The 22,429-nt window shown below is 63.3% G+C and carries 21 protein-coding genes and 2 tRNA genes; 16 read left to right on the forward strand and 7 right to left on the reverse strand.

Translation table 11 applies throughout. The annotated features are described in order from the left end of the window. Positions 1–205: 205 nt before the first annotated feature. Together KMAL_RS00005 and KMAL_RS00010 are read right to left on the reverse strand one after the other, a co-directional pair. The gene (locus tag KMAL_RS00005) at positions 206–1,267 is read right to left on the reverse strand and encodes a M14 family metallopeptidase (protein WP_110093724.1); all 1,062 of its coding nucleotides are present in this window, start codon (positions 1,265–1,267) and stop codon (positions 206–208) included. 176 nt (positions 1,268–1,443) lie between these two features. Beyond that, the gene (locus KMAL_RS00010) at positions 1,444–2,583 is read right to left on the reverse strand and encodes a DEAD/DEAH box helicase (RefSeq protein WP_110093725.1); all 1,140 of its coding nucleotides are present in this window, start codon (positions 2,581–2,583) and stop codon (positions 1,444–1,446) included. A gap of 84 nt (positions 2,584–2,667) precedes the next feature. On the opposite strand from KMAL_RS00010, the gene KMAL_RS00015 reads away from it, so the two are divergent. The 3 genes from KMAL_RS00015 to KMAL_RS00025 all read left to right on the forward strand — a co-directional run bounded on the left by KMAL_RS00015 (position 2,668) and on the right by KMAL_RS00025 (position 5,984). Then, entirely contained in the window at positions 2,668–3,660 is a 993-nt protein-coding gene (locus KMAL_RS00015; RefSeq protein WP_110093907.1) for a mitochondrial fission ELM1 family protein, read from the forward strand. Positions 3,661–3,708: 48 nt separating this feature from the next. Further along, positions 3,709–5,595, forward strand: coding sequence for a hypothetical protein (locus KMAL_RS00020; RefSeq protein ID WP_110093726.1), 1,887 nt, complete (start codon positions 3,709–3,711; stop codon positions 5,593–5,595). A gap of 146 nt (positions 5,596–5,741) precedes the next feature. Beyond that, positions 5,742–5,984, forward strand: coding sequence for a hypothetical protein (locus KMAL_RS00025; protein ID WP_110093727.1), 243 nt, complete (start codon positions 5,742–5,744; stop codon positions 5,982–5,984). 189 nt (positions 5,985–6,173) lie between these two features. Here KMAL_RS00025 and KMAL_RS00030 read toward each other — a convergent pair. The 4 genes from KMAL_RS00030 to KMAL_RS00045 all read right to left on the reverse strand — a co-directional run bounded on the left by KMAL_RS00030 (position 6,174) and on the right by KMAL_RS00045 (position 9,439). Further along, a tRNA-Val gene (locus KMAL_RS00030) sits at positions 6,174–6,248 on the reverse strand. Between the two features lie 66 nt (positions 6,249–6,314). Next, positions 6,315–7,829, reverse strand: a complete 1,515-nt coding sequence (locus KMAL_RS00035) for a YifB family Mg chelatase-like AAA ATPase (protein WP_110093728.1) — start codon at positions 7,827–7,829, stop codon at positions 6,315–6,317. A 231-nt stretch (positions 7,830–8,060) separates the two neighbouring features. After that, complete coding sequence (locus KMAL_RS00040; protein WP_110093729.1) at positions 8,061–9,155, reverse strand: glycosyltransferase family 4 protein; 1,095 nt, start codon at positions 9,153–9,155, stop codon at positions 8,061–8,063. A gap of 210 nt (positions 9,156–9,365) precedes the next feature. Continuing rightward, positions 9,366–9,439, reverse strand: a tRNA-Gln gene (locus KMAL_RS00045). 178 nt (positions 9,440–9,617) lie between these two features. Between KMAL_RS00045 and KMAL_RS00050 the strand changes: the two genes are divergently transcribed. Next, positions 9,618–10,775: a Ppx/GppA phosphatase family protein gene (locus KMAL_RS00050; protein WP_408887868.1), complete on the forward strand. Its 1,158-nt coding sequence runs from the start codon at positions 9,618–9,620 to the stop codon at positions 10,773–10,775. After that, positions 10,750–11,520: an RlmE family RNA methyltransferase gene (locus tag KMAL_RS00055; RefSeq protein ID WP_110093731.1), complete on the forward strand. Its 771-nt coding sequence runs from the start codon at positions 10,750–10,752 to the stop codon at positions 11,518–11,520. Before KMAL_RS00050 ends, KMAL_RS00055 begins: the two co-directional genes overlap by 26 nt. Positions 11,521–11,578: 58 nt before the next feature. On the opposite strand, the gene KMAL_RS00060 is transcribed toward KMAL_RS00055, so the two are convergent. Next, positions 11,579–12,478: an ROK family protein gene (locus KMAL_RS00060; protein WP_110093732.1), complete on the reverse strand. Its 900-nt coding sequence runs from the start codon at positions 12,476–12,478 to the stop codon at positions 11,579–11,581. 135 nt (positions 12,479–12,613) lie between these two features. Between KMAL_RS00060 and KMAL_RS00065 the strand changes: the two genes are divergently transcribed. From KMAL_RS00065 to KMAL_RS00115, 11 genes are all read left to right on the forward strand, one after another. After that, entirely contained in the window at positions 12,614–12,856 is a 243-nt protein-coding gene (locus KMAL_RS00065; RefSeq protein WP_110093733.1) for a sulfurtransferase TusA family protein, read from the forward strand. A gap of 159 nt (positions 12,857–13,015) precedes the next feature. Further along, positions 13,016–13,246 (forward strand): exodeoxyribonuclease VII small subunit, encoded by a 231-nt coding sequence (locus tag KMAL_RS00070; protein ID WP_110093908.1) that lies wholly within the window; start codon positions 13,016–13,018, stop codon positions 13,244–13,246. Between the two features lie 56 nt (positions 13,247–13,302). Continuing rightward, the gene (locus KMAL_RS00075; protein ID WP_110093734.1) at positions 13,303–14,190 is read left to right on the forward strand and encodes a polyprenyl synthetase family protein; all 888 of its coding nucleotides are present in this window, start codon (positions 13,303–13,305) and stop codon (positions 14,188–14,190) included. Positions 14,191–14,194: 4 nt separating this feature from the next. Next, positions 14,195–16,201 (forward strand): 1-deoxy-D-xylulose-5-phosphate synthase, encoded by a 2,007-nt coding sequence (gene dxs, locus KMAL_RS00080; RefSeq protein ID WP_110093735.1) that lies wholly within the window; start codon positions 14,195–14,197, stop codon positions 16,199–16,201. A gap of 36 nt (positions 16,202–16,237) precedes the next feature. Continuing rightward, positions 16,238–16,978, forward strand: a complete 741-nt coding sequence (locus KMAL_RS00085) for a TlyA family RNA methyltransferase (RefSeq protein WP_110093736.1) — start codon at positions 16,238–16,240, stop codon at positions 16,976–16,978. A 229-nt stretch (positions 16,979–17,207) separates the two neighbouring features. Then, positions 17,208–18,440, forward strand: a complete 1,233-nt coding sequence (rlmN, locus tag KMAL_RS00090; protein WP_110093737.1) for a 23S rRNA (adenine(2503)-C(2))-methyltransferase RlmN — start codon at positions 17,208–17,210, stop codon at positions 18,438–18,440. Positions 18,441–18,591: 151 nt separating this feature from the next. After that, entirely contained in the window at positions 18,592–19,821 is a 1,230-nt protein-coding gene (locus KMAL_RS00095) for an argininosuccinate synthase (RefSeq protein ID WP_110093738.1), read from the forward strand. A gap of 41 nt (positions 19,822–19,862) precedes the next feature. After that, positions 19,863–20,357, forward strand: coding sequence for an FKBP-type peptidyl-prolyl cis-trans isomerase (locus KMAL_RS00100; protein ID WP_110093739.1), 495 nt, complete (start codon positions 19,863–19,865; stop codon positions 20,355–20,357). A gap of 141 nt (positions 20,358–20,498) precedes the next feature. Further along, a complete protein-coding gene (locus KMAL_RS00105; RefSeq protein WP_239019859.1) occupies positions 20,499–20,945 on the forward strand; it encodes a c-type cytochrome in 447 nt (148 codons plus the stop codon). A gap of 47 nt (positions 20,946–20,992) precedes the next feature. Then, a complete protein-coding gene (trpS, locus tag KMAL_RS00110; RefSeq protein WP_110093741.1) occupies positions 20,993–21,988 on the forward strand; it encodes a tryptophan--tRNA ligase in 996 nt (331 codons plus the stop codon). Positions 21,989–22,004: 16 nt separating this feature from the next. After that, positions 22,005–22,424, forward strand: coding sequence for a secondary thiamine-phosphate synthase enzyme YjbQ (locus KMAL_RS00115; protein ID WP_110093742.1), 420 nt, complete (start codon positions 22,005–22,007; stop codon positions 22,422–22,424). The last annotated feature ends 5 nt before the right edge of the window (positions 22,425–22,429 follow it).

A 22,429-nucleotide genomic window follows, 5' to 3' on the forward strand; every position in this document is an offset into this window, starting at 1 on the left:
ATCCGTTTTCTTGCCAAGGCACAGCGGTTCCATTTTCGCCCATTGGGCGTCTGTCAGTACGAAGCGATCCATGCAGACCTTGAATCACAATCACACGCTTTTAAAAACCATAATTCCCAACAGACCCCAAAAAAGCTTCAGAAGACGCTGTCTTTTTTTTAAAGGACAGCGCCATTTCGGATTGTTTTTCTGTCCTCCGCGCCTTTCAGGGTGTGGGGCGGGGAAATGATCCGTCCGTAGTGGGTGTAGCACGTCGCGCCAGGCGCAGTGCGGTCTGTCCACGGCCCGGACGCAGGTTGGGCATGACCAGCATGCAGTCGTCATAGGGTGTACGGATTTCATCATCGCCGTCGCGGGCCAGGAGCGTGCCGCGCCGGGCGATGATGTCACCACCACGAAAAGGGGCGACAAAGGCAAAGCGTGAGGAGTGGGCACGGACAAGGTCGGTGACCATCATGCATTGCGCGGTCTCGCGGCCCTCCCGTCCTGCAGTGTCCGCTGCCACGAAGCACGATGGGCGCAGCACCGCGCGCACGGCCCTGCGTGCGGTCTGCAGCGTCTGTGCCTGCCAGTGCTGCCCGGCTTCGAGCAGGCAGGCGCGTGCCTGCGTCCGGGGGGAGGAAAATCGCGCGAAATCGATCAGCCGCGTGCCATCGGCATGCCCGTCGTCGGCCACGATCAGTTTCGTCGCCCCGATCTGCCGGGCAAGTGTCACGCCACGCGGGGCGCGTCCGGACAGGACCAGCGGCCTGCCGGGCCATAGCATGGAGTGCAGGTCGATCAGAATGTCCGCCGTATGGATGACCGGCAGGATCTGTCGCGCGCGGTCAAGTTCATGGGACGAGCGCGTGCCATGCAGCGTGTCCTCGGACCAGACACGGTTCATGTCCTCGTCAATGAAGCGCGAGGCTACGGGATGGTCGGGATCGAACTGCGCCAGTGCCGCCATGTTGGCGAAAATGACGGACAGGCGCCCCGATCCGGGGCGTATGCGCGCGCGCAGCAGTTCGTCCATCACGATCGCGCCGGTATATTCATTGCCGTGGATCAGGCACACCACGACCACATGTGGCCCGACGCGGCGGCTTTCGAAATGCATGACGCCGGGGATGCCGCAGTTTCCCTCCCGCCATGCCGACAGGTCGGGCGGGGGGACCTCGACCTCGAAGCGCGGCAGCGGGGCAGGGGGCGGGGGAAGCGTTTCCATGAAGACGCCGCTGCGGCGCGTGCGCACCGGACCGCGCTCTGCGGAGGTGGCGCGCTTCATGTGGACCGCACGTCCCATGAAAATACGGCCCGTACATCAGCGCGGTATGCACCGACAGAATGCCAGTCGTGACGGGGGGGCGGGATCATGGGGGCAAGTTTATCGCCTCGGCCGCAGGCCGCAATCCATGGTGCGTTCATTTATGCGCCAGCGTCACACGCGGGTCACGTGGCGATTCACACGGGGGCTTCGATCGCTTTCAGCCGTGCTCCGGTTACCCGTTCGATTTCCTTGAGCGCCAGCCGCTCCTCCGGCGCACACAGTGACAGCGCGCTTCCCTGCCTGCCGGCACGCGCCGTGCGCCCGACGCGGTGCACATAGGATTCGGGCAGGGCAGGAATATCATAATTGACCACCAGCGTGACGTCTTCGATGTCAATGCCGCGGGCCATCACGTCCGTTGCGATCAGGACATGCAGCCTGTGGTCACGAAAATCACGCAGCGTACGTTCCCGCCGGGCCTGCGTGTGTTCGCCATGCATGACGCCACACGCCATGTCCCGCCCCAGCGCCTTCGCCAGGTCATCGGCCTGCCGCCGGGTTTGCGTAAAGATCAGGATCCGTCGCGCCGGGTGGGTGGACAGGAAGGAGACGAGCGCGGGCACCTTGCGCCGCGACGGGACGAACATGACCTGCTGGCGGATGCGGGGTGGTGGCGCGTCGGTGATGTCCACCTTTACCCGGACCGGTTTGTGCAGCAGTTTCCGTCCCAGTTCGACAATCCCGTCCGGCATGGTGGCGGAAAACAGCAATGTCTGGTGCGTGACCGGCAGGCGTGAGGCAATCGCCATCATGTCGTCGATGAAGCCGAGGTCGAGCATCCGGTCCGCCTCGTCTACGACAAGGGCGACCGTCTGTTCCAGCGCAACCGCGCCGTCGGACATCAGGTCCACAAGCCGTCCCGGCGTTGCAACAAGGATATCCGTTCCTGCCTCCAGGTCGCGCGCCTGTCGCGCCTTCGGCACGCCGCCGATGGCCACCGTGACCTTCAGGCCCGTGCCCCGCGCACATCCACGCCATGCGCCGCCCGTCTGGTTGGCCAGTTCGCGCGTGGGCGACAGGCATACGATCCGCGCCAGATGCGGTGTGCGTTCCTGTGGTGCCGCCAGCAGGCGCTGCGTCAGGGGGGCGGCGAAGGCGACGGTCTTGCCCGTGCCGGTGGGGGCGATTCCTTCGACATCCCGCCCGGCCAGAATCGGGGGGATGGCCTGTATCTGGATGGGCGAGGGAATGCGTACCCCCATGCGCGACAGGTTGTCACCCACAGGCGTCGCAAGCCCGGTTTCGGCAAAGGAGGTGCAGGAATCTTCGGTCATCGGGTCAAGCCATACAGTGCTTTGCCCCCGCAGGAAAAGGGAAAGGGATTGACGCTGCGATTCCGCGTACGCCAGATGCGTACCATGACGAGTTCCTTCCCCTCCGATGCCGTACCCGATGACGGGGCATCAGGCCCTGTGGCAGGCGTGATTGCCGAAGACTTTGCCGGGATGAAGTCGCAGGCTTTCGGGCTTGCGCGGCGTGCGGGGCTGGAGCCTGTGCTCTGTCCCGTCAGCGTGCGCCCCGTCTGGCGTCACCTGCCCGCGTCGTGGTGGCCCAGCCCCCTGCGTGCGATCCATCCGCTACGGGTGCCCCCGGCCTGCATGAAGCCACCGGGCCTGATGATCAGCATCGGCGGCACGGGCGGGGCGGTGGGTGCGGCCATGCGGGCACAGGGCGGCCAGGTGGTGCAGATACAGAACCCGCGCATGGACCTGCGGAAATTCGACCTGGTGATCGCCAATCGCCATGACGAGATTTCAGGCCCGAATGTCCTGCTGTCACGCACCGCGCTGCACGGGGTTTCCCCCGACTGCCTGGCGCGGGCCCGGCGGGAATGGGCACCGCGACTGGCCCACCTGCCGCGCCCACTGGTCAGTGTCCTAGTCGGTGGGGGGAACGGGCGTTTCCGGCTGGGAGAAGCGGAAGGGCATGCGCTTGCCATGCAGCTTGGGCGGATGATCGATCGTGACGGGGTGGGCATGGCGATCACGCCATCGCGCCGGACCAGCGCGCAGGTGCGTGAAATCCTGTCGCGCCATCTGTCGCCCAAGGGGGCATGGGTCTGGGACATGGAGGGGGAAAACCCCTATCTCGGCCTTCTGGCCTGCGCGGACGCCATTGTGGTGACAATGGACAGTGTCTCGATGATATCGGAAGCCGTGGCGACGGAGGTGCCGGTCATGGTCGCCACGCTGCCGGGACGTTCGCGCAGGATCGGCCTGTTCATGCAGGACCTGTTGCAGGCGGGGCGTGTCCGGATGTTCGATGGGCGCATGCGCGACTGGCAGGTCGCGCCACTTGATGACACGCAGGCCATCGCACAGGAAATGCGCCACAGGCTGGGCCTGAAATGATTCACGAATTATGCGTGTTTCCAGCAGGTAATTATGACATAAGCAGGTATGCTCGATATCCGCACCTATGATGCACGCACCGGTGGCAATATCGCCTACAAGGCATTCTCCCATCCCTTGGCGGCGGAGCGTCTGGCGGCGCTGGCGCGGGTGCTGGGCGACAGGGGGCCTGTTGCAATCTATGACCCCGCGGGCCATGCACGCACGCTTCTTGCACTGCTGCCGCACGATGTGCAGGTCGAGGGTATTTATGTCCATGACTGCGAAAAGGTAGGCGAACCCACGCCCGTCGGCCCGGCCCGGCCACTGGCCGACCTGCCGCATGCGCCCGTGCGGGTGGTATGGGCGCTGGATTTCGAGCATGAGCGGGTCTGCATCCGGCTGCGCGATATCCTGCCCGACGGGATGGAAATCTTCACGCTGGCGGATGCCCGGCTGCCTGACGACATGCTTACGGTGGCCGGTACCTATCTCAACCGCCTCAATTTCGCGACGAATTATGCGTTCTTCCGCGATGAAGGGGGGCTTTCCACCCGTCTGGTCACCACCAATTACTGGGCGCGTTATGGCGCGGGGGATGTCAGGCTCTGGCTGCGGCTGTTCGGACAGGATGGCCGCCCCCTTGCCAGCTGGGTCGAAGGTCCTTTCGCGCCGGAACAGTCGATCGTGCTGGAGAGTGGCGAGGTCCGGCATCGGTTGGGGCTGGGTGCGTTTACGGGGCAGTTGTTCATCCATGTCCTTGGCGTGGCGGGACATGATGTCGTCAAATACGCACTGGAAATCCATGGCGATGCGGCCAGCCATACCCTGTCCGTCACCCATGACGCCAATGCGTGGCCCGCCGAACGCTATGCCAACCTGCCTGCGCCACGGCGGGGCGAAGAGGTGATCCTGTGGGTCCAGAACAGCCATGCGGTGCCCATTCCCGCCGGAGCGATGGCGCTGGGCCGCATGGGGCATGACGGGCGGGCGCCGATTGAGCGGATACTTGGTCCATATGAAACGATGGCCCTGTGTGTGAACGAGTACCTTCCACATGCTTCCTGGCCGGAACAGCTTGAATTCCATGGCGGTCATCATGTGGTGCGGCCGCGTTACGAAATCCGCGCGGACAGCGGGACCCGCATCGCCCACCTGAATGTGGAACGCAGCGACCTTGCCCATGATCCCGGGATCGTCACCCTGTCGCCGCGCTTTTTCGGGCGCGGATACCTTCTGCCATTTCCCATCCCTGATCCGGCGCGTTACCGCACGATCGTGCAACCCGCGCCGATGTCGCATGCGCTGCAGACGCTGCCGGTGCGCGTCGACTGTTTCGATGAGGGCGGCCAGCCATCAGGGGAGCGGTTCCTTGGCTGCCTTGCGCGTGGCCATGCGATCGCGCAGGACCTGTCGGATGTTGCCGGCCGGGCGGGGCATGGGGAACTGGTCTATGATTTCCGTGATGGCGGGCAGGCGGATGGATGGCTGCATGCCCTGATCCGGTACGAGGACCTGCAGACGGGTCATGTCGCGGAAACCAGTTTCGGAGCCCACATCTTCAACACGGTCATGACCTACCGCAATGAGCCGCAATCCTATTCCGGGCCGCCGCCGGGCCTGACGACGCGACTGTTCCTGCAGGCCGGTGCGGGCCATGCGCCGAGTTTCTGCCACCTGATCTATCCCGTTTCGGCCATATGGCATGATGGTTCCGAAACCGTGCTGAGCCTGCATGATGAAAAAGGCGGGAAGGTCGCGGAACAGCAGGTCAGCATTCCCGCGCGGGGATCGATGACGCTCTGGCCCCACCGGATTTTCGGGGCGGAGGCCATGGCGCGCACGGGGGCGGGGGGCTATGTCATGATCCGTGACCAGTCCTGTCGCCTGTTCGGATACCATGGCCGCCTGCGTGACGATGGCGTGTTCTCACTGGATCACATGTTCGGCTTCTGACGCCGTATTTCGGAATTTCCCCGCAGGTCATGCATTCGGTGCGGGGCTGGGTTTCGCGACATTCACGTAACCCCGCCATGCCCATGCGTTTCTTACCGGAGTGCCATCGCCACGATAGAGTGATGGAATCACAAAGGAATACTGAAATGACCGATTCGCATACGCCTTCCGCTACCGAACACCTGCAGAAACTCGCGGCCCGTGGCCAGCACGAGCCCAAGCTGCTGACCCGCGAGGAAGTCACCATGCTGGCCGCACATGTCGGCAAGGAGCATGCCGGGGTTGAAAAGGAAATCGCCAAGAAGGCGGAACATAACCCCGAAGGTGTGACGGCGGACGAGCTGCGCACGCTGTGCAAGCACATTCTGGGTGAAAAGAAGGTCCGTTAATCCGGGCTGACGGCTCATGCGTCCTGTCCCGGACAAGGGGATGGGGCGCAGGCACGTCCCGTAGCATAAATGCAGCAGTCGTGATCCATGCGGACGCAGGTATATGCGCCTGTATCCCAAGTCATGCCAATCGTCGCAGTGTTCGTATACCTGCGACATGCACTCTATTTATTTTATGTGAAGTCCGGATGGTGGGTGCGACAGGGATTGAACCTGTGACCCCCGCCGTGTGAAGGCGATGCTCTACCGCTGAGCTACGCACCCATCCGCTCGGTGAGGTGTTATTAGTCGATCCTTCCTTCGGATGCAAGCACCTGAAGACAGGATTTTTTATCTTCGTACCGGACGCCGCAGCCGGTAGGCGAGTGCTTCGGCAATATGGGCCTGTTCGATGTCCACCGCTGCCGCCAGATCGGCAATCGTGCGCGCCACGCGCAGCAGGCGGGTATAGCCGCGGGCCGACAGGTGCAGGCGCTCCGATGCCATGACGGCGTAATCGCGCGCCGCCGCCTGTATGGGGAACAGGTCGATACTGGCCTCGGCATTGCGCAGGCCGTCCTGACGGCTGGCCTGGCGCGCATATGCCGCTTCGACCCGTTCGGCCACGATGGCGCTGCTTTCCCCACGGGCAAGCCCGGCAATCTGCCCGAGCGGGACGGGTTCGACGCGTACGTACATGTCCATGCGGTCCAGCAGCGGGCCTGAAATGCGGGCCTGGTAATCCTCGCCACAGCGGGGGGCCTTGCGACATTCCTGTGCTGCATCGCCAAGGTATCCGCAGCGGCAGGGATTCATCGCGGCGATCAACTGGAAGCGGGCAGGGTAGGTGACATGCGCCGCCGCGCGGGCGATGGTGATGGAGCCGGTTTCAATGGGCTGGCGGAGTGTTTCCAGCGCGTGGCGGGAGAATTCCGGCAGTTCGTCCAGGAACAGCACGCCCCGGTGCGCAAGGCTGACTTCACCCGGCCGTGCGCGGGCGCCACCGCCGCTCAGCGCGGCCTGGCTGGTGGAATGGTGGGGGTCACGGAAAGGAGGACGCACGATGGGGTTGCCATCCGACAGCAGGCCGCTGACGCTGTGGATGCGGCTGACCTCAAGGATGTCTTCGGCCGTCAGGTTGGGCAGGATGCCCGGCAGGCGCGCGGCCAGCATGGATTTCCCGGCACCCGGCGGCCCGGACATCAGCAGCGAATGGCCGCCCGCCGCCGCAATTTCGAGCGCCCGTTTCGGGCTTTCCATGCCGCGCACGTCCGCAAGGTCAGGCTCCGGCATGATTGACGCAGCACGCCGGAGGTCCGGAAGTTCAACGGGTGTGAGGACCTGCTGGCCCCGGAAATGATTGACAAGGGCAGGGAGGCTGTCAGCGGCGAGGATGTCCATGTCCTCGCTGGCCCAGCGTGCCTCCACACCCTGTGCGCGCGGGCAGATCAGGCCCAGAGACAGGTCATGCGCGCTCATGGCTGCGGAAAGCACGCCGCAGACGGGATTGAGGCCGCCATCAAGCGAAAGCTCGCCCAGGGCGGCGTAACGTGCCGCCATGTCATGCGGCACGACACCCATGACACATAAAAGGGCAAGGGCGATGGGAAGGTCGAAATGCGATCCTTCCTTGGCCAGGTTGGCGGGCGCAAGGTTCACGACGATCCGCTTGGCCGGCAGAGCCAGTCCCATGGCGGAAAGTGCCGCGCGCACGCGTTCACGGGATTCCGCGACGGCCTTGTCCGGCAGGCCGACAATCAGGAACGATGGCAGTCCGGTCGAAAGCTGCACTTCAACCTTAACGGGTGTGGCGTCAATGCCACAGAAGGCAAAGCCATGAACACATGCGAGCAACGTGTCAGCCATCGGTCAGAATTCAATCCGTCAGTCAGTAGAAATCCATGATGCCGGAATGCAGCGCAAAGCGCCAATTTCCATCTTCCCGGAAACATTTGTTGGCATAATATATATTATGAGACTTTTGACGCAGACCGGACGGGGACGAATTCCGGGCTGTCCGGATGCTGCCTGATGTCCGCCATGCGCATCACCAGCGCCAGTCATGGCATCAGCCCATCTGGCGCTGGTTCGCTTTTATTATTTATGGAGTCCCGTAATTGCCTGCACACGCTCCAGGATGTCCATCCCCGCTCTGGTGAAGTTTTCCTCGCTGAACTGGGTGCAGACGTAATTGCGTGCCTGCTGCCCCATGTCATGGAAGCGTTCCGGCTGGGACAGCGCCCGGATCAGTACATCCGCCAGCGATTGCGGGTCACGTGGTGCGGCACGCCAGCCGGTTTCCCCTTCCCGCACCGAGTAGCGCATTTCCCCCACGGCAGTCCCCAGTACGGGCAGCCCCGCCTGCATCGCTTCGTGCATGGCGACGCAGAACCCTTCCCAGCGCGATGGCTGCACATACATATGCTGTGATGCGAGGAAATCGCGTGTATCGGTCACAAATCCCGGAAAATGGATCATGTCGAGGCCATGCGCCCTGCATCGTTCTTCGATGAAAGCGCGATGGTTGCCCTCACCGCGGACGGTAATTTCGTAAGGCGGCAGGTTGTGCCGGGCTTTCTGCACCAGCGCCAGCGCGGCACAGAGGTCGCCATATCCCTTTTCACGCGACAGGCGTCCCAGTGACCCGATGCGGATCACTTCTCCTTTCTGCCATGGCTGCGCCTGCGGGGCCTGCGGGGTGGCATAGAAGATGGGCCAGCACGCCAGGCGTTCACGCGGGATTCCGAGGATCCTGTGCGTTTCATCGGTCACGAATTGCGAATCCCCCACCCAGAAGCACGACAGCCGGCGCATCGACAGCAGGAGGCGCCGGTTGATGGGTTTGGGGTTCGCGTTGTGCTGCCAGCTGACCACGGGCCAGCGATGGCGCGTGCCAAGGATCTGCCCAAGGAGCGTGGCGCGGATCAGTGATGTCCACAACAGGTCCGGCTTCCACGCTGTCAGGGCATGGTTGAGCCAGCGGAGCGTCTGGACCTGCTGTTTTTCCCCTGCGGGGCAGATCTCGACCCTCAGGCCCGCCTCTTCCAGTCGTGGCAGCGCCAGTCCGTCACGTCGCGACAGCGCGAAGACGGCAACTTCATGCCCGGCCTTGCGAAAGACGGATGTGATGGCGGGAACCGGGAAACATGCGCCGCCGCCTTCAAGTGAGTTTATGATATAGGCAATGCGCATTGTCCGTCACGTTCCGTCCATGTTTCCACAATGCGCGGTTTTAACAAAAAAACCGTGGAAAACCAGTATCGGATCCGCGCTCCCCTGCTTCGGGGCCGGATGGCTGGTAATGGGAAGAACTGCCGTTCCATAGACATGGATAATCGCATGACGGACTTCACATGTCCGCAGCATATCACACAGGAACTTTTATGTTTTGGAAGGAAGTTTTGGCTGGGGGACCTGGATTCGAACCAGGGCTGACCGGGTCAGAGCCGGTAGTTCTACCGCTAAACTATCCCCCAGCAGTTCCGCCTGAGTGGCGGAGGCGCTGTCGTTGCGGTGAAGGGGTGATAGCACCGGGCCGGGGGGTATGCAACCACCTTTTTTCGATCTTTTCACAAGATCACATATTTGACTTGCGTTTAATGCAGGACAGTCCCCACAATGATGGAATGCCTTGAAAGGCAAAGGATTGCACGCATGCTCCATGACGTTCCCCGTCCCGCAGCGCCGGGACAAGGTCTGCAGATGTTCGGGATGCCTGATTTCAGGCGTCTTCCGTATGCCGCCCCCCTGTACGCGGCGCTGGACCTGGGAACGCATAACTGCCGCCTGATGGTTGCCGCCCCCGCGGGGCGCGGCTTTCGGGTGATCGACAGCTTCAGCCGCGTCGTGCGCCTTGGCGAAGGGCTGCACCATACCGGGCGCCTCGGGCATGAAGCCATGGAACGTACGGCCGATGCCCTGCGCGCATGCGCCGTGCGGATGCGCCGTGCGGGCCTGCGGAAATATACCGCCATCGCGACAGAGGCCTGCCGCCGTGCTGAAAATGGCCCGGCATTCCTTGATGGCATCCGCGATGAGACCGGCCTGTCCATTTCCATCATCTCCGCGCGGGAGGAAGCCGAACTTGCCCTGACAAGCTGCGCCTCCCTCCTGCATGATGGCCGCTTCTCTCCCCTGCGCGAACGTGCGCTGCTGTTCGATATCGGCGGCGGCTCGACGGAAATCGCATGGGTGCGGACGGATCACGCACGCAGGCGGCAGTCCCTGATCGGGTATCTGAGCCTGCCGATGGGCGTCATCACCATATCCGAACAGATGGGCGATGCGGCCTTCACGCCCGAAGGATACGGGCGCATGGTCTCGATGGTGCGGCAGCGGCTGGAGGCGTTCGAGGACGTCCACTGCATCCGGCGTGAAATTGCATCTGGCAATGTCGTGCTGATGGGAACCAGCGGTACGGTGACGACCCTGGCGAGTGTCGCGATGGGGCAGGTCCGCTATGACCGTGCCATGATCGATGGCGCGACCCTGCCGATGGAGCAGGCGCTGGCGGTGATCCGGCGGCTCAACGGCATGGATCGGGCGGGATTGTCCGGCCATGTGGGAATCGGGCCTGACCGCGCCCGTTACATCATGGCGGGATGCGCGATTTTCGAAGCGATTCAGCAGGCATGGTCGGTGCCCGAAGTGGTCGTGGCGGATCGAGGATTGCGTGACGGCATGCTTTTGCGCATGATTGACAGGAGTTCGCGTATCGCTTTTCAGCCGGTACCTTCTTCCTTTTCTCCTGTCCGGCACAAGCTGAAGCCGACGAGCGGCCCCTTACATGAAACGACGACCAGCAGACCCTAAACCCAGAATCCCGGGAAAATCACGCACCAGCAGTCTGACGCCCGGCGAATCCCTCGCCAGTGCGGACTCCGGTGCCGTCCGCTCCGCGCGCAACCAGACCGTTACCGTCAAGAAGGCGCGCGGCCGCACCACGGCGCAGCATCGCTGGCTTCAGCGGCAGCTCAATGATCCCTATGTGCAGGCGGCCCAGAAACAGGGATGGCGGTCGCGTGCCGCTTTCAAGCTGATAGAACTCGATGACCGCTTCCACCTGATCCGGCCGGGCATGCGCGTGGTCGACCTTGGCGCGGCACCCGGTGGATGGGCGCAGGTGGCGGTCAAGCGCGGCGCAGGCCACGTCGTGGGGGTGGACCTGCTGCCGGTTGATCCCGTTCCCGGCGCCACGATCATCGAGGGGGACTTCAACGATCCCGACATGCCGGACCGCCTGCGTGAACTGCTTGATGGGCCGCCCGACCTTGTCATGTCGGACATGGCCCCCAATACGACCGGCCATGCGCCAACCGATCACCTGCGCATCATCGGCCTTGCCGAACTGGCGCTGGATTTTGCGGTCCAGATACTGGCGCCGGGCGGCAGTTTCATCGCCAAGGTCTTTCAGGGTGGATCGGAAAAGCAGATGCTGCAGGCGCTGAAACGCGCCTTCGGGCAGGTCCGCCATGCCAAGCCACCGGCAAGCCGCAAGGAATCCAGCGAACTCTACGTCATCGCCACTGATTTCAAGGGGCGCGCGCCTGCATCCTGAAGCCGTGAATGTCCCATCCGCCACCCCATCAGGACCGGGGGATGGGACTGTCAGAGGATTACGGCGTATTCCACAGCCACGCCGCACCGCGCACGCCGGAACTGTCGCCATGGACGTTCTTGACGATCGGGGTGTTGCAGTTCGGGGTGATCGCATAGCGCCGCATCATCGGCGGCACCCGTTCATAGATTTCCTTGATGTTCGAAACGCCCCCGCCCAGCACGATGACGTCGGGATCAAGGAAATTGATCGCCAGCGCGCAGGCGCGCGCCATGCGTTCCATGTAACGGTCCAGCGCGCCGATGGCCGTGATGTCGCCACCTTCGGCGGCTTCCACGATTCCGCCCGCGCTGCGGTGCCCCGGTCCCTTCCAGTCCTGCGCCAGTGCGGAACCGCTGAGGAAGCGTTCCATGCAGCCCTCATTGCCGCAGAAGCATTTCGGCATGGGAAATTCTTCCAGCCGTGGCCACGGCAGCGGCACATGCCCCCATTCACCGGCAATGTGATGCGCGCCGATGATCAACTGGTGGTCCGTGACGATCCCTGCCCCCATGCCCGTGCCGATGATGACGCCGAACACGGTCTTGTAACCCTGCCCCGCCCCGTCGATGGCTTCGGAAAGGGCAAAGCAGTTGGCGTCATTTTCCACGCGGACATCGCGGCCAAGGGCCTCGGTCATGTCCTTGTGCAGGGGCTGGTTGTTCAGCCATGTCGCATTTGCATTCTTGATGACGTTCGTGTCGGGACTGATGGAGCCGGGAATGCCGATTCCCACGCTGCCCTGCCCGCCATGTTCCTGGTCCACGCCCGCGATCAGGTCGCACATGGCGCGGATGGCGCCACTGTAATTGCCGGGATTGGTAATGCGACGACGGACCAGTTCCCTGCCGTCCTGGCCCAGGGCCGCGATCTCGATCTTGGTGCCGCCAAAATCGATTCCGATACGATAAGGCCCCATCAGCAGCTACTTTCGTGCGTCATGATTACATCCATGGCTTGATTTTCTTTTATGATCCGAATTGGCTCAGACTTCAAACCCCGTCCCGGCCCTCATGCCGGGGATGGGCCCCGTATCATAAGGAACAGACGTGGCATGAACGAAATCCTACTTGATGCACGCGGACTGACATGTCCACTCCCCGTGCTGAAGGCGAACCGGATATTGCGTGGCATGCCTGCTGGTGGCCGCCTGCGTGTCATGGCCACGGATCGTGCGTCGGTTGCCGATTTTCAGACCTTCTGTCGGGAGACCGGGCATGCGCTTATCGCATTCGGCGAGGAAGGAGGAACCCTGTCCTTTGTCATTCGCCGGAAACAAGATACTGAAAATAAATAGTTTTTTATGATCTGGCGGCAGCATTGACAGCGATCGGTGCAAAATGCCGTACCCGTGACACCCGCGGCGCGGGATAATCCGTTGATATGTCCCCTTGGCAGAAGGCCGCCCAAGGTTGTAATTCCTGCGCCACCATGATGATGAAAGTGTGACATGCCGATGACAGATGACCTGACTTCCCTTTCCTTCGAGGACGCGCTTGCCGAACTGGAAGGCATTGTCCGTCAGCTGGAAGGCGGTCAGCTCAGGCTGGAGGATGCCATCAAGGCATATGAGCGTGGCGCCGCCCTTCGACAGTATTGTGAGACCAGGTTGAACGAGGCCGAGGCCCGCGTTCAGGCGATCATCCAGCGCGCCGACGGCACGCTGGATGCGAAATCTATGGATTGATGCATCAGATGAGCCAAACAACAGCACCCTCGCCCGAAAAAGACGGCAAGGACCGTATGGTCCGTCTGCGTGCGTCACTCGCCACGCGGGCCGAAGCCGTCGAGCATGCGATTGATCGCCTGCTGGCCCCGGTCAGGGGCGGCGAAGCCCGCCTGATCGATGCCATGCGCTATGCCACGCTTGGCGGCGGCAAGCGCCTGCGCGGATATCTCGTGGCCGAAGTCGCCAGCATGTTCAGGGTGGACGAGGCCGGGGCCTATCGCGCCGCCGCGTCGGTCGAAATGCTGCATGCCTATTCCCTGGTGCATGACGACCTGCCGGCCATGGATGACGACGACCTGCGTCGTGGCCAGCCCTCCACCCATCGCAAGTTTGACGAGGCCACGGCCATCCTGGCGGGCGATGCGTTGCAGACCATGTCGTTTGGCATCCTTGCCGATCCTGCGACCCACCCCGATGCCGGCGTGCGCATCGACCTTGTCACCACGCTTGCCGCCGCGTCTGGCGCCGCGGGCATGGTCGGGGGGCAGATGATCGACATGGAAGGCGAAGGCCGTTCGCTGTCGCTTGAGGAAGTGGCGCGGCTGCATGCGCTCAAGACCGGCTGCCTGATCCGCTATTCGGCGGAAGCCGGGGCGATCCTCGGTCAGGCCGCCCCGGACGTACGTGCCCGCATCGCGGCCTATGGGCGTGACCTTGGCGCGGCCTTCCAGGTTGCGGACGACGTGCTCGATGCCACGGCAAGTGCCGAGGAACTTGGCAAGACGGCGGGCAAGGACGAGGCGGCCGGCAAGTCCACCTATGTCGCCCTCCTCGGCGTGGAAGGCGCCGCGCGGGAAGCGCGTCGCATCGCCGCGCAGGCCGAGGCACATCTCGATATCTTCGGGTCCGAGGCCGATCGCCTGCGTGACCTTGTGAATTACGTGGTAGAGCGCAGGAACTGAGTGCATGACTGATACCCCGACACCCAAGGCGGACACATGGGGGGCGATCCCGACGCTGGGGCGTTTTCCGCAACTGGACCGTGTGCGCTACCCGCATGACATGCGCAACCTTTCTGTGGAGCAGTTGAAGGCGCTTGCGGACGAACTGCGGGCGGAGACGATCGACACGGTCTCCACCACCAGCGGGCACCTTGGCGCGTCGCTGGGCGTTGTGGAACTGACGGTCGCGCTGCATGCCGTGTTCGACACGCCCGATGACCGCGTGATCTGGGATGTCGGCCACCAGACCTACCCGCACAAGATCCTGACCGGGCGGCGCGACCGCATCCGCACCCTGCGCCAGCCGGGCGGCCTTTCGGGCTTCACCCGCCGCAGCGAGAGCGAATACGACCCGTTCGGCGCGGCGCATTCCTCCACCTCCATTTCCGCGGGGCTTGGCATGGCGGTGGCGCACCACCTGCGCGCCGAACATGACCCCTCCTACCGCGAACGCAACGTCATCGCGGTGATCGGCGATGGCTCCATCTCCGCCGGCATGGCGTACGAGGCGATGAACAACGCCTCGCACTGCGGCCCGGGCGCGGAGCGGCTGATCGTCATCCTCAATGACAACGAGATGTCGATCGCGCCCCCCGTCGGCGCGATGTCGAGCTACCTTTCGCGGCTGATGTCCTCGCGCAAGTTCCTCAGCCTGCGCGACCTCGCCGCCAAGATGGCAAAGCGCCTGCCCGACCGGCTGGAGCGCACGGCGAAGAAGGCCGACGAATACGCACGCGGCATCATCACCGGCGGCACGCTGTTCGAGGAACTCGGCTTTTACTATGTCGGCCCGGTCGATGGCCACGACATGACGCAGCTTGTCCAGATCCTGCGCAACCTGCGCGACGCGGACGACCTCGGCCCCGTGCTGCTGCATGTCATAACAGAGAAGGGGCGTGGCTATACCCCTGCCGAATCGGCGGGTGACAAGTACCATGCCGTCGCCAAGTTCAACGTCGTCACCGGCGAGCAGAAGAAAGGCCCCGCCGGGCCGCCGTCCTACACGTCCGTCTTCTCGCGCGAGCTGCTGCGCCAGGCGGAGGCGGATGACCGGATCGTGGCGATCACGGCGGCGATGCCGTCGGGCACGGGCCTCGACAAGTTCGCCAAGGCGTTCCCCGAGCGCTTCTTTGACGTCGGCATTGCCGAACAGCACGCCGTGACGTTCGCCGCCGGCCTTGCGACCGAGGGGATGCGCCCGTTCTGCGCGATCTATTCCACCTTCCTGCAGCGCGCCTATGACCAGGTGATGCATGACGTGGTGCTGCAGAACCTGCCGGTGCGCTTCGCCATCGATCGCGCGGGCCTTGTCGGCGCGGACGGCGCGACGCATGCCGGCGCGTTCGACCTGAACTACCTCGGCTGCCTGCCGGGCATCACCATCATGGCGCCGAGTGACGAGCTGGAACTGCTCAACATGACCACCACGGCGGCGGCGTTTGACGAGGGGCCGATCGCCCTGCGCTACCCGCGTGGCGGCGGGTTCGGCCTCGACCTGCCGGCGGCGGGCAGCGTGATGGAGATCGGGCGCGGACGCATCGTGCGCGAGATGACGCGCCAGTCCGGGCCGGAACGCGGCGGGATCGCGATCCTGTCGCTCGGCCCGCGCCTGGCCGAGGCGCTGAAGGCCGCCGACATGCTGGCGGCGCAGGGGCTGTCGCCCACGGTGGCGGACGCGCGCTTCGCCAAGCCGCTGGATACCGCGCTGATCGAGCAGCTGGCGCGCAACCATGCCGTGCTGATCACCATCGAGGAAGGCGCCCCCGGCGGGTTCGGCGCGTTCGTGATGATGCACCTTGCGAAAACCGGCCTGCTGGACCGCGTGCGTTTCCGCCCCATGGCCCTGCCCGACCGCTTCATCGACCACAACACCCAGACCGCCCAGTATCACGAGGCAGGCCTCGATGCGCAGGCGATCGTGGATACGGCGCTTGGGGCTCTGGGGCGTTCCCCGTCGCAGCAGATGGCCTGATTGCCGGGCAGCCGGGTCAGGAAACAGGGGGCAGGCATGGCAAAGCGGCGCGTGGACCAGATGCTGGTTGACCGGGGACTGGTTGAAACGCGCACGCGTGCGCAGGCCCTTATCATGGCGGGTCTGGTCTTTACGCCCAACCGCCGCATTGACAAGCCCGGCGACCAGTTGGCCGAGGATGTGCCCCTGACGGTCAAGGGACAGGATCACCCGTGGGTATCGCGCGGTGGGATCAAGCTGGCGCACGGGCTGGAGCATTTCGGCTTTTCGCCGCAGGGTCTGACCTGCCTTGACGTTGGTGCTTCGACGGGCGGCTTTACCGATGTCCTGCTGAGCAACGGCGCGTCGAAGGTCTATGCCGTGGATGTGGGGCATGGGCAGATCGCATGGAAACTGCGCAATGACCCACGGGTTGTCGTGCTGGAAAAGTGCAATGCGCGGCATCTGGATGCCGGTGTGATCCCTGATCCCGTCGGTGCGCTGGTCTGTGATGCCAGCTTCATCGGGTTGCGCACGGTCCTGCCTGCGGCCATTGACCTGTGCGCGCCCGGCGCGTGGGCGATCGCGCTGATCAAGCCGCAGTTTGAGGCAGGGCGGGAAGCCATCGGTCCGAAGGGGGTGGTGCGTGATCCCGCCATTCATGATGCCGTATGCACCATGATCCATGACTGGTGGCAGTCGCTGCCGGGATGGTCCGTGATCGGGATTGAGCCCAGCCCCATCACCGGTCCGGAAGGCAACCGCGAATTCCTGATCGCGGCGCGCAGGGATGCCTGATAACAGATAAAAGTTTCCGGACACTGTCTTTTCCTGAAAAGGCAGCGTCTTTCGAGGCTTTTGGGAAAGAGCTTCACCAAAAACTTTCTGAAATTTCGATATGGTCTGCGGGTGGGCTTTTGAAACCGCCTTTTAGTCTGTGGTCGCTTTCGGTGGGGCAGATGTGTTAGGGAGCGGGCAATCCCATTCCTGAACCTGTCCCGGTCCGAACATCAAGGCGTGTTTCGTTATGTCCGCAGTCCCTCCCCCTTATGCCAGTCCCGTTCGGGAGGCCGCGTCGGCAGCGGCGCTGACCGATGATGAACGCAGCCGCATCCTTGCGAAATCGGCGCAGTTCGCCCCCCCTTCGGCCGTGCTGCCGGACGGGCGGCGTGAACTGGTGGGGCTGTCGCGGGAGGAACTGACGGAAATCCTGCTGGAAATCGGGGAAAAGCCCTTCCGCACCAAGCAGTTGTGGCACTGGATCTACCATCAGGGTGTGACCGACTTTTCCCGCATGAGTTCGATTGCCAAGCCCCTGCAGGAAAAGCTGGCGGAGCGTTTCGTCGTCAGCCGCCCGCAGGCGGCGACCGTCCAGACGTCGAGCGACGAGACCCGTAAATTCCTGTTCCGTTTCCGCGACGGGCAGGAGGCGGAGACCGTCTATATCCCCGACCGGCGCGAAGACCGGGGGGCCGTGTGCATTTCGTCGCAGGTTGGCTGCACGCTGTCGTGCACCTTCTGCCATACCGGAACGCAGGGGTTGGTGCGCAACCTCGGTGCTGCGGAAATCGTAGGCCAGTTCATGGCCGCGCGCGACAGCTATGGCGAATGGCCCAGCCCCAAGGGGGAGACGCCGCGCCTTTTGTCCACCATCGTGCTGATGGGCATGGGCGAGCCGCTGTACAATTATGAAAACATCGCCAAGGCCATGAAGATCATCATGGATGGCGAAGGGATCGGCCTGTCGCGGCGGCGCATCACCCTGTCCACGTCCGGTGTCATCCCGATGATGGACCAGTGTGGCGACGAACTCGGCATCAACCTCGCCATTTCGCTGCATGCGGTGCGTGACGACCTGCGCGATGAACTTGTGCCGCTGAACCGCAAATATCCCATCGCCGACCTGATCGCCGCATGCCGCCGGTACCCGGCCGCCAGTAACGCCCGGCGCATCACATTTGAATACATCATGCTGCGTGGCGTGAACGATAGCGAGGCCGATGCACGCGAACTGGTGCGCCTGATCGCCGGCATCCCGGCCAAGGTCAACCTGATTCCGTTCAACCCGTGGCCCGGCAGCAGGTTCCAGCCCTCCACGCGCGAACAGCTGGACCGTTTTGCGAATATTGTCATGGATGCCGGCTTCGCCTCCCCCATCCGCATGCCGCGCGGGCGTGATATCCTTGCCGCGTGCGGGCAGTTGCGCACCGAAAGCCAGCGCGCGCGCCGACAGCCTGCCGCGACCACGGGCGACGCCTGACGCCGGGGGCATGGGCGCATGACTTCGTGGCGGGGCGGATAAAACCTGTCCTCGCTGCTGGTCGTGGGCGCGTGGGGATGCTAGGACGGCATGCTGCCGACAGGGTGGTCGGCAGGAAATTTTCAGTTTTGTCGACAGGAGACCTCTCCCCATGGCCGCCAAGGACGTCAAGAAGGTTGTGCTCGCCTATTCAGGCGGTCTCGATACGTCCGTGATTCTTCGATGGTTACAGACCGCGTATGGCTGCGAAGTCGTAACCTTTACCGCCGACCTTGGTCAGGGCGAGGAACTGGAACCCGCGCGCAAGAAGGCCGAGATGTTCGGCGTGAAGGAAATCTTCGTCGAGGATCTCCGCGAGACGTTCGTCAAGGACTTCGTCTTCCCGATGTTCCGGGCGAATGCGCTGTATGAAGGCCAGTACCTGCTGGGCACCTCCATCGCGCGCCCGCTGATCGCGCAGCGCCAGATCGAGATCGCCGAGCAGGTCGGCGCCGACGCCGTGGCGCATGGCGCGACCGGCAAGGGCAATGACCAGGTCCGCTTTGAACTGGCCTATTACGCGCTGAAGCCCGACATCACCGTGATCGCCCCGTGGCGCGAATGGGACCTGACGTCGCGCACGAAGCTGCTTGCCTTTGCCGAGGAACACCAGATCCCCATCGCCAAGGACAAGCGCGGCGAGGCCCCCTTCTCCGTCGATGCCAACCTGCTGCATTCCTCGTCCGAGGGGAAGCTGCTTGAGGACCCGGCGGTCGGACCTGACGAGATCGTCTTCCAGCGCACCATCTCCCCCGAGGCGGCCCCCGACAAGGCGACGGAAATCACGATCGATTTCGTCTCCGGCGATCCGGTTGCGCTGAATGGGGAAACCCTGTCGCCCGCGACGCTGCTGACGCGCCTGAATGAACTGGGCCGGGCGAATGGCATCGGGCGTCTGGACCTGGTGGAAAATCGTTTTGTCGGCATGAAGTCGCGCGGCATCTATGAAACGCCGGGCGGCACGATCCTGCTGACCGCGCACCGCAGCATCGAGAGCATCACGCTCGACCGCGAGGCGATGCACCTCAAGGACAGCCTGATGCCCCGCTATGCGGAGATCATCTATAACGGGCTGTGGTTCTCCCCGGAGCGGCGGATGCTCCAGGCCCTGATCGACCAGAGCCAGCATTCGGTAAGCGGGCGCGTGCGGCTGAAGCTGTACAAGGGCAACGTGATCTGCGTTGGTCGCGAAAGCCCCAACAGCCTGTATGACACGCGCGTCGTCACGTTCGAGGATGACGAGGGTGCGTACAATCAGGCCGATGCACAGGGCTTCATCCGCCTGAACGCCCTGCGCCTGCGCCTTGGCGCCAAGATCGGCCGTCGTGGCGGCGCCCTTTGAGGAGTCGCGCCGTTCATTTCCATTCCATCAACCGAGGTGTCATGAAACGTTTTTCACGCGTCATTCCCTTTCTTCTGGCGACTGCGCTGGCGGTACCGCTGGTGGCATGTGGCGGCAGCAAAAAAGAAGATGAGCCCGAACTGACGCCTGCGCAGTTCATGGCAAACGTGAAGACGCAGCCCGGCGTGAAGGTCCTGCCGGACGGACTGGCGTACAAGGTGCTGAAGTCCGGGCCGAAGGACGGGGCGCAGCCCACGGTCAATGACAGCGTCATGGTCATCTATGAAGGCCGCCTGCCTGATGGCGGGATCTTTGACAGTTCGGACCAGCACGGGCATGGCGCCTACATGCAGATGCCGCTGGAAATGGTCATCAAGGGCTGGCAGGAAGCCGTGCCCATGATGCATGTGGGTGACGTCTGGATGCTCTATGTCCCGCCGGAACTGGCCTATGGGCACAAGTCGATGGGAATCATCCAGCCTGACAGCCCGCTGATCTTCAAGATCCAGCTCCTCGGTGTCGCGCGCTCCCACTGAGGGAGGCCGACTGGCAGGGACACCGGTTTTGGAAACGCCATCAGGGTCAGCCCTGGTGGCGTTTTTCGTATCCCTTCCCGGCCGCTGGCGGTATCGTTGGGCATGTTGACTTTTCCAGACATGCCGCGCCTCGCGAAAGGCATGATTCTTCTCTGTCTCGGGACATTTTCGCTGGCGGCCTGTTCGGGCAAGCATGAAGGTGCCGCGCGCTACCGTACCAACTGTGGCATCTGCCATCATAATGGCGAGGGCATGAAAGGTGAGATCCCGCCCCTGATCGGGCGGATCGACCTGATCGGGTCCTCTGCCGAAGGGCGGCATTACCTGGCGGATGTCCTGCTCAATGGTCTGAATGGACCGCTCGACATCCGCAGCGTGCATTACAATTTTTCGATGCCATCGTTTCGCACGCGGCTGTCGGACCATGAAATCGCGTCCATCCTCACCTATCTTGCGGCGCGTGGGGATTCACCGACCCCGCCGGTCTTTACTGCTGAGGAAATCGCGGCCGTGCGGGCGCATCCCATTCCCACCAGCGCGGTGGCGGAGGAGCGGCGCCGGCTTGATCAGATTCATCGCCTCCCCTGATGTCAACGCGCTTGACGTATGGGCGCGAAAGAGCGGAAAACAGCGGGATGCGACGCATATTTTCCGGCATCCAGCCGACTGGAATTCCGCAGCTTGGCAACTATCTCGGTGCGATACGCAACTGGGTTGGGCTGCAACGTGACAATGAATGCATATTCTGCCTTGTGGACATGCATGCCATCACCGTCTGGCAGGACCCTGCGGCCCTGCGCGAACAGACGCTGGCGCAGACGGCTGTCCTGCTGGCCTCGGGCATTGATGTGCAGCGTCACATCCTGTTCAACCAGTCCGCCGTGACGGCGCATGCGCGTCTTGCGTGGATATTCAACTGTGTGGCGCGCCTTGGCTGGCTGAACCGTATGACGCAGTTCAAGGACAAGGCGGGCAAGGACCGTGAAAACCATTCGGCGGGTCTGTATGTCTATCCCGACCTGATGGCGGCCGACATCCTGACCTACAAGGCGACGGCGGTGCCCGTGGGCGATGACCAGCGCCAGCATCTGGAACTGACCAACGATATCGCACAGAAATTCAACCATGATTACGGGCTGGACTTCTTTCCTATCGTCGAGGCGCTGATCCCGCCGCAGGGCGCACGGATCATGAGCCTGCGTGACGGCACGAAGAAGATGTCCAAGTCCGACCCTTCGGCCCAGAGCCGGATCGAGATGACGGATGATGCCGATACGATCGCGCTGAAGATCCGTCGGGCGAAGACCGACCCCGAACCCCTCCCTGCTGAGGAATCCGGCCTTGAAAACCGGCCCGAGGCCCGTAACCTCGTGACGATCTATGCCACCTTGCAGCAGTGCAGCATTCAGGATGTGCTGAACCAGCATGGTGGCGAAGGGTTTGGCCCGTTCAAGAAGGCGCTGACCGATGTGCTGGTGCAGCATATCGCCCCCATCGCGGACGAGACGACGCGCCTGCTGAAAGAACCGGGTTTCCTGCGCGATACGCTGCGTGACGGTGCGCGCCGCGCCAACGTGATTGCCGAACCCATCGTGGCCGAGGCGGAAGCCCTCGTCGGGTTTCTGAAATAACCACAAGGAGCATGCCATGCGTCAGGAACTGCACACCCTGCATGTCAGGACGCATGGCAAGGGGCTGGTGCCCATCACCCGTCCCGTCATCGACTGGGTTGCATCCACCGGGATCGGCACCGGTCTGCTGACGCTATGGTGCCGGCATACCTCGGCCAGCCTGACCGTGCAGGAAAATGCCGATCCCACGGTGCGCGAGGATATTGCCCGTTATTTCGAGGCGCTGGTACCCGAAGACCCGTCGCGCTACATCCATGATGATGAAGGGCCGGATGACATGCCTGCCCACCTGCGCACCATGCTGACCAACACGCAACTTTCGATCCCTGTCGCGGACGGGTGTCCCGTGCTGGGCACGTGGCAGGGCCTGTATCTGTTCGAACACAGGCGCATGGCCCATCGGCGTGACATTGTGCTGCACATCATCGGCGCCTGATATGC

The sequence above is a fragment of the Novacetimonas maltaceti genome (genome assembly GCF_002906255.1).
GTDB lineage: Bacteria > Pseudomonadota > Alphaproteobacteria > Acetobacterales > Acetobacteraceae > Novacetimonas > Novacetimonas maltaceti.

Coding starts and splice junctions, on each gene's coding strand:
- KMAL_RS00005 (WP_110093724.1), bottom strand. CDS start 1,267: ATGAAGCGCGCCACCTCCGCAGAGCGCGGTCCGGTGCGCACGCGCCGC.
- KMAL_RS00095 (WP_110093738.1), top strand. CDS start 18,592: ATGGCCGCCAAGGACGTCAAGAAGGTTGTGCTCGCCTATTCAGGCGGT.
- KMAL_RS00070 (WP_110093908.1), top strand. CDS start 13,016: ATGACAGATGACCTGACTTCCCTTTCCTTCGAGGACGCGCTTGCCGAA.
- KMAL_RS00060 (WP_110093732.1), bottom strand. CDS start 12,478: ATGGGGCCTTATCGTATCGGAATCGATTTTGGCGGCACCAAGATCGAG.
- trpS (WP_110093741.1), top strand. CDS start 20,993: ATGCGACGCATATTTTCCGGCATCCAGCCGACTGGAATTCCGCAGCTT.
- KMAL_RS00020 (WP_110093726.1), top strand. CDS start 3,709: ATGCTCGATATCCGCACCTATGATGCACGCACCGGTGGCAATATCGCC.
- KMAL_RS00075 (WP_110093734.1), top strand. CDS start 13,303: ATGGTCCGTCTGCGTGCGTCACTCGCCACGCGGGCCGAAGCCGTCGAG.
- KMAL_RS00055 (WP_110093731.1), top strand. CDS start 10,750: ATGAAACGACGACCAGCAGACCCTAAACCCAGAATCCCGGGAAAATCA.
- KMAL_RS00100 (WP_110093739.1), top strand. CDS start 19,863: ATGAAACGTTTTTCACGCGTCATTCCCTTTCTTCTGGCGACTGCGCTG.
- KMAL_RS00115 (WP_110093742.1), top strand. CDS start 22,005: ATGCGTCAGGAACTGCACACCCTGCATGTCAGGACGCATGGCAAGGGG.
- KMAL_RS00040 (WP_110093729.1), bottom strand. CDS start 9,155: ATGCGCATTGCCTATATCATAAACTCACTTGAAGGCGGCGGCGCATGT.
- KMAL_RS00035 (WP_110093728.1), bottom strand. CDS start 7,829: ATGGCTGACACGTTGCTCGCATGTGTTCATGGCTTTGCCTTCTGTGGC.
- dxs (WP_110093735.1), top strand. CDS start 14,195: ATGACTGATACCCCGACACCCAAGGCGGACACATGGGGGGCGATCCCG.
- rlmN (WP_110093737.1), top strand. CDS start 17,208: ATGTCCGCAGTCCCTCCCCCTTATGCCAGTCCCGTTCGGGAGGCCGCG.
- KMAL_RS00015 (WP_110093907.1), top strand. CDS start 2,668: ATGACGAGTTCCTTCCCCTCCGATGCCGTACCCGATGACGGGGCATCA.
- KMAL_RS00065 (WP_110093733.1), top strand. CDS start 12,614: ATGAACGAAATCCTACTTGATGCACGCGGACTGACATGTCCACTCCCC.
- KMAL_RS00010 (WP_110093725.1), bottom strand. CDS start 2,583: ATGACCGAAGATTCCTGCACCTCCTTTGCCGAAACCGGGCTTGCGACG.
- KMAL_RS00105 (WP_239019859.1), top strand. CDS start 20,499: ATGATTCTTCTCTGTCTCGGGACATTTTCGCTGGCGGCCTGTTCGGGC.
- KMAL_RS00025 (WP_110093727.1), top strand. CDS start 5,742: ATGACCGATTCGCATACGCCTTCCGCTACCGAACACCTGCAGAAACTC.
- KMAL_RS00050 (WP_408887868.1), top strand. CDS start 9,618: ATGCTCCATGACGTTCCCCGTCCCGCAGCGCCGGGACAAGGTCTGCAG.
- KMAL_RS00085 (WP_110093736.1), top strand. CDS start 16,238: ATGGCAAAGCGGCGCGTGGACCAGATGCTGGTTGACCGGGGACTGGTT.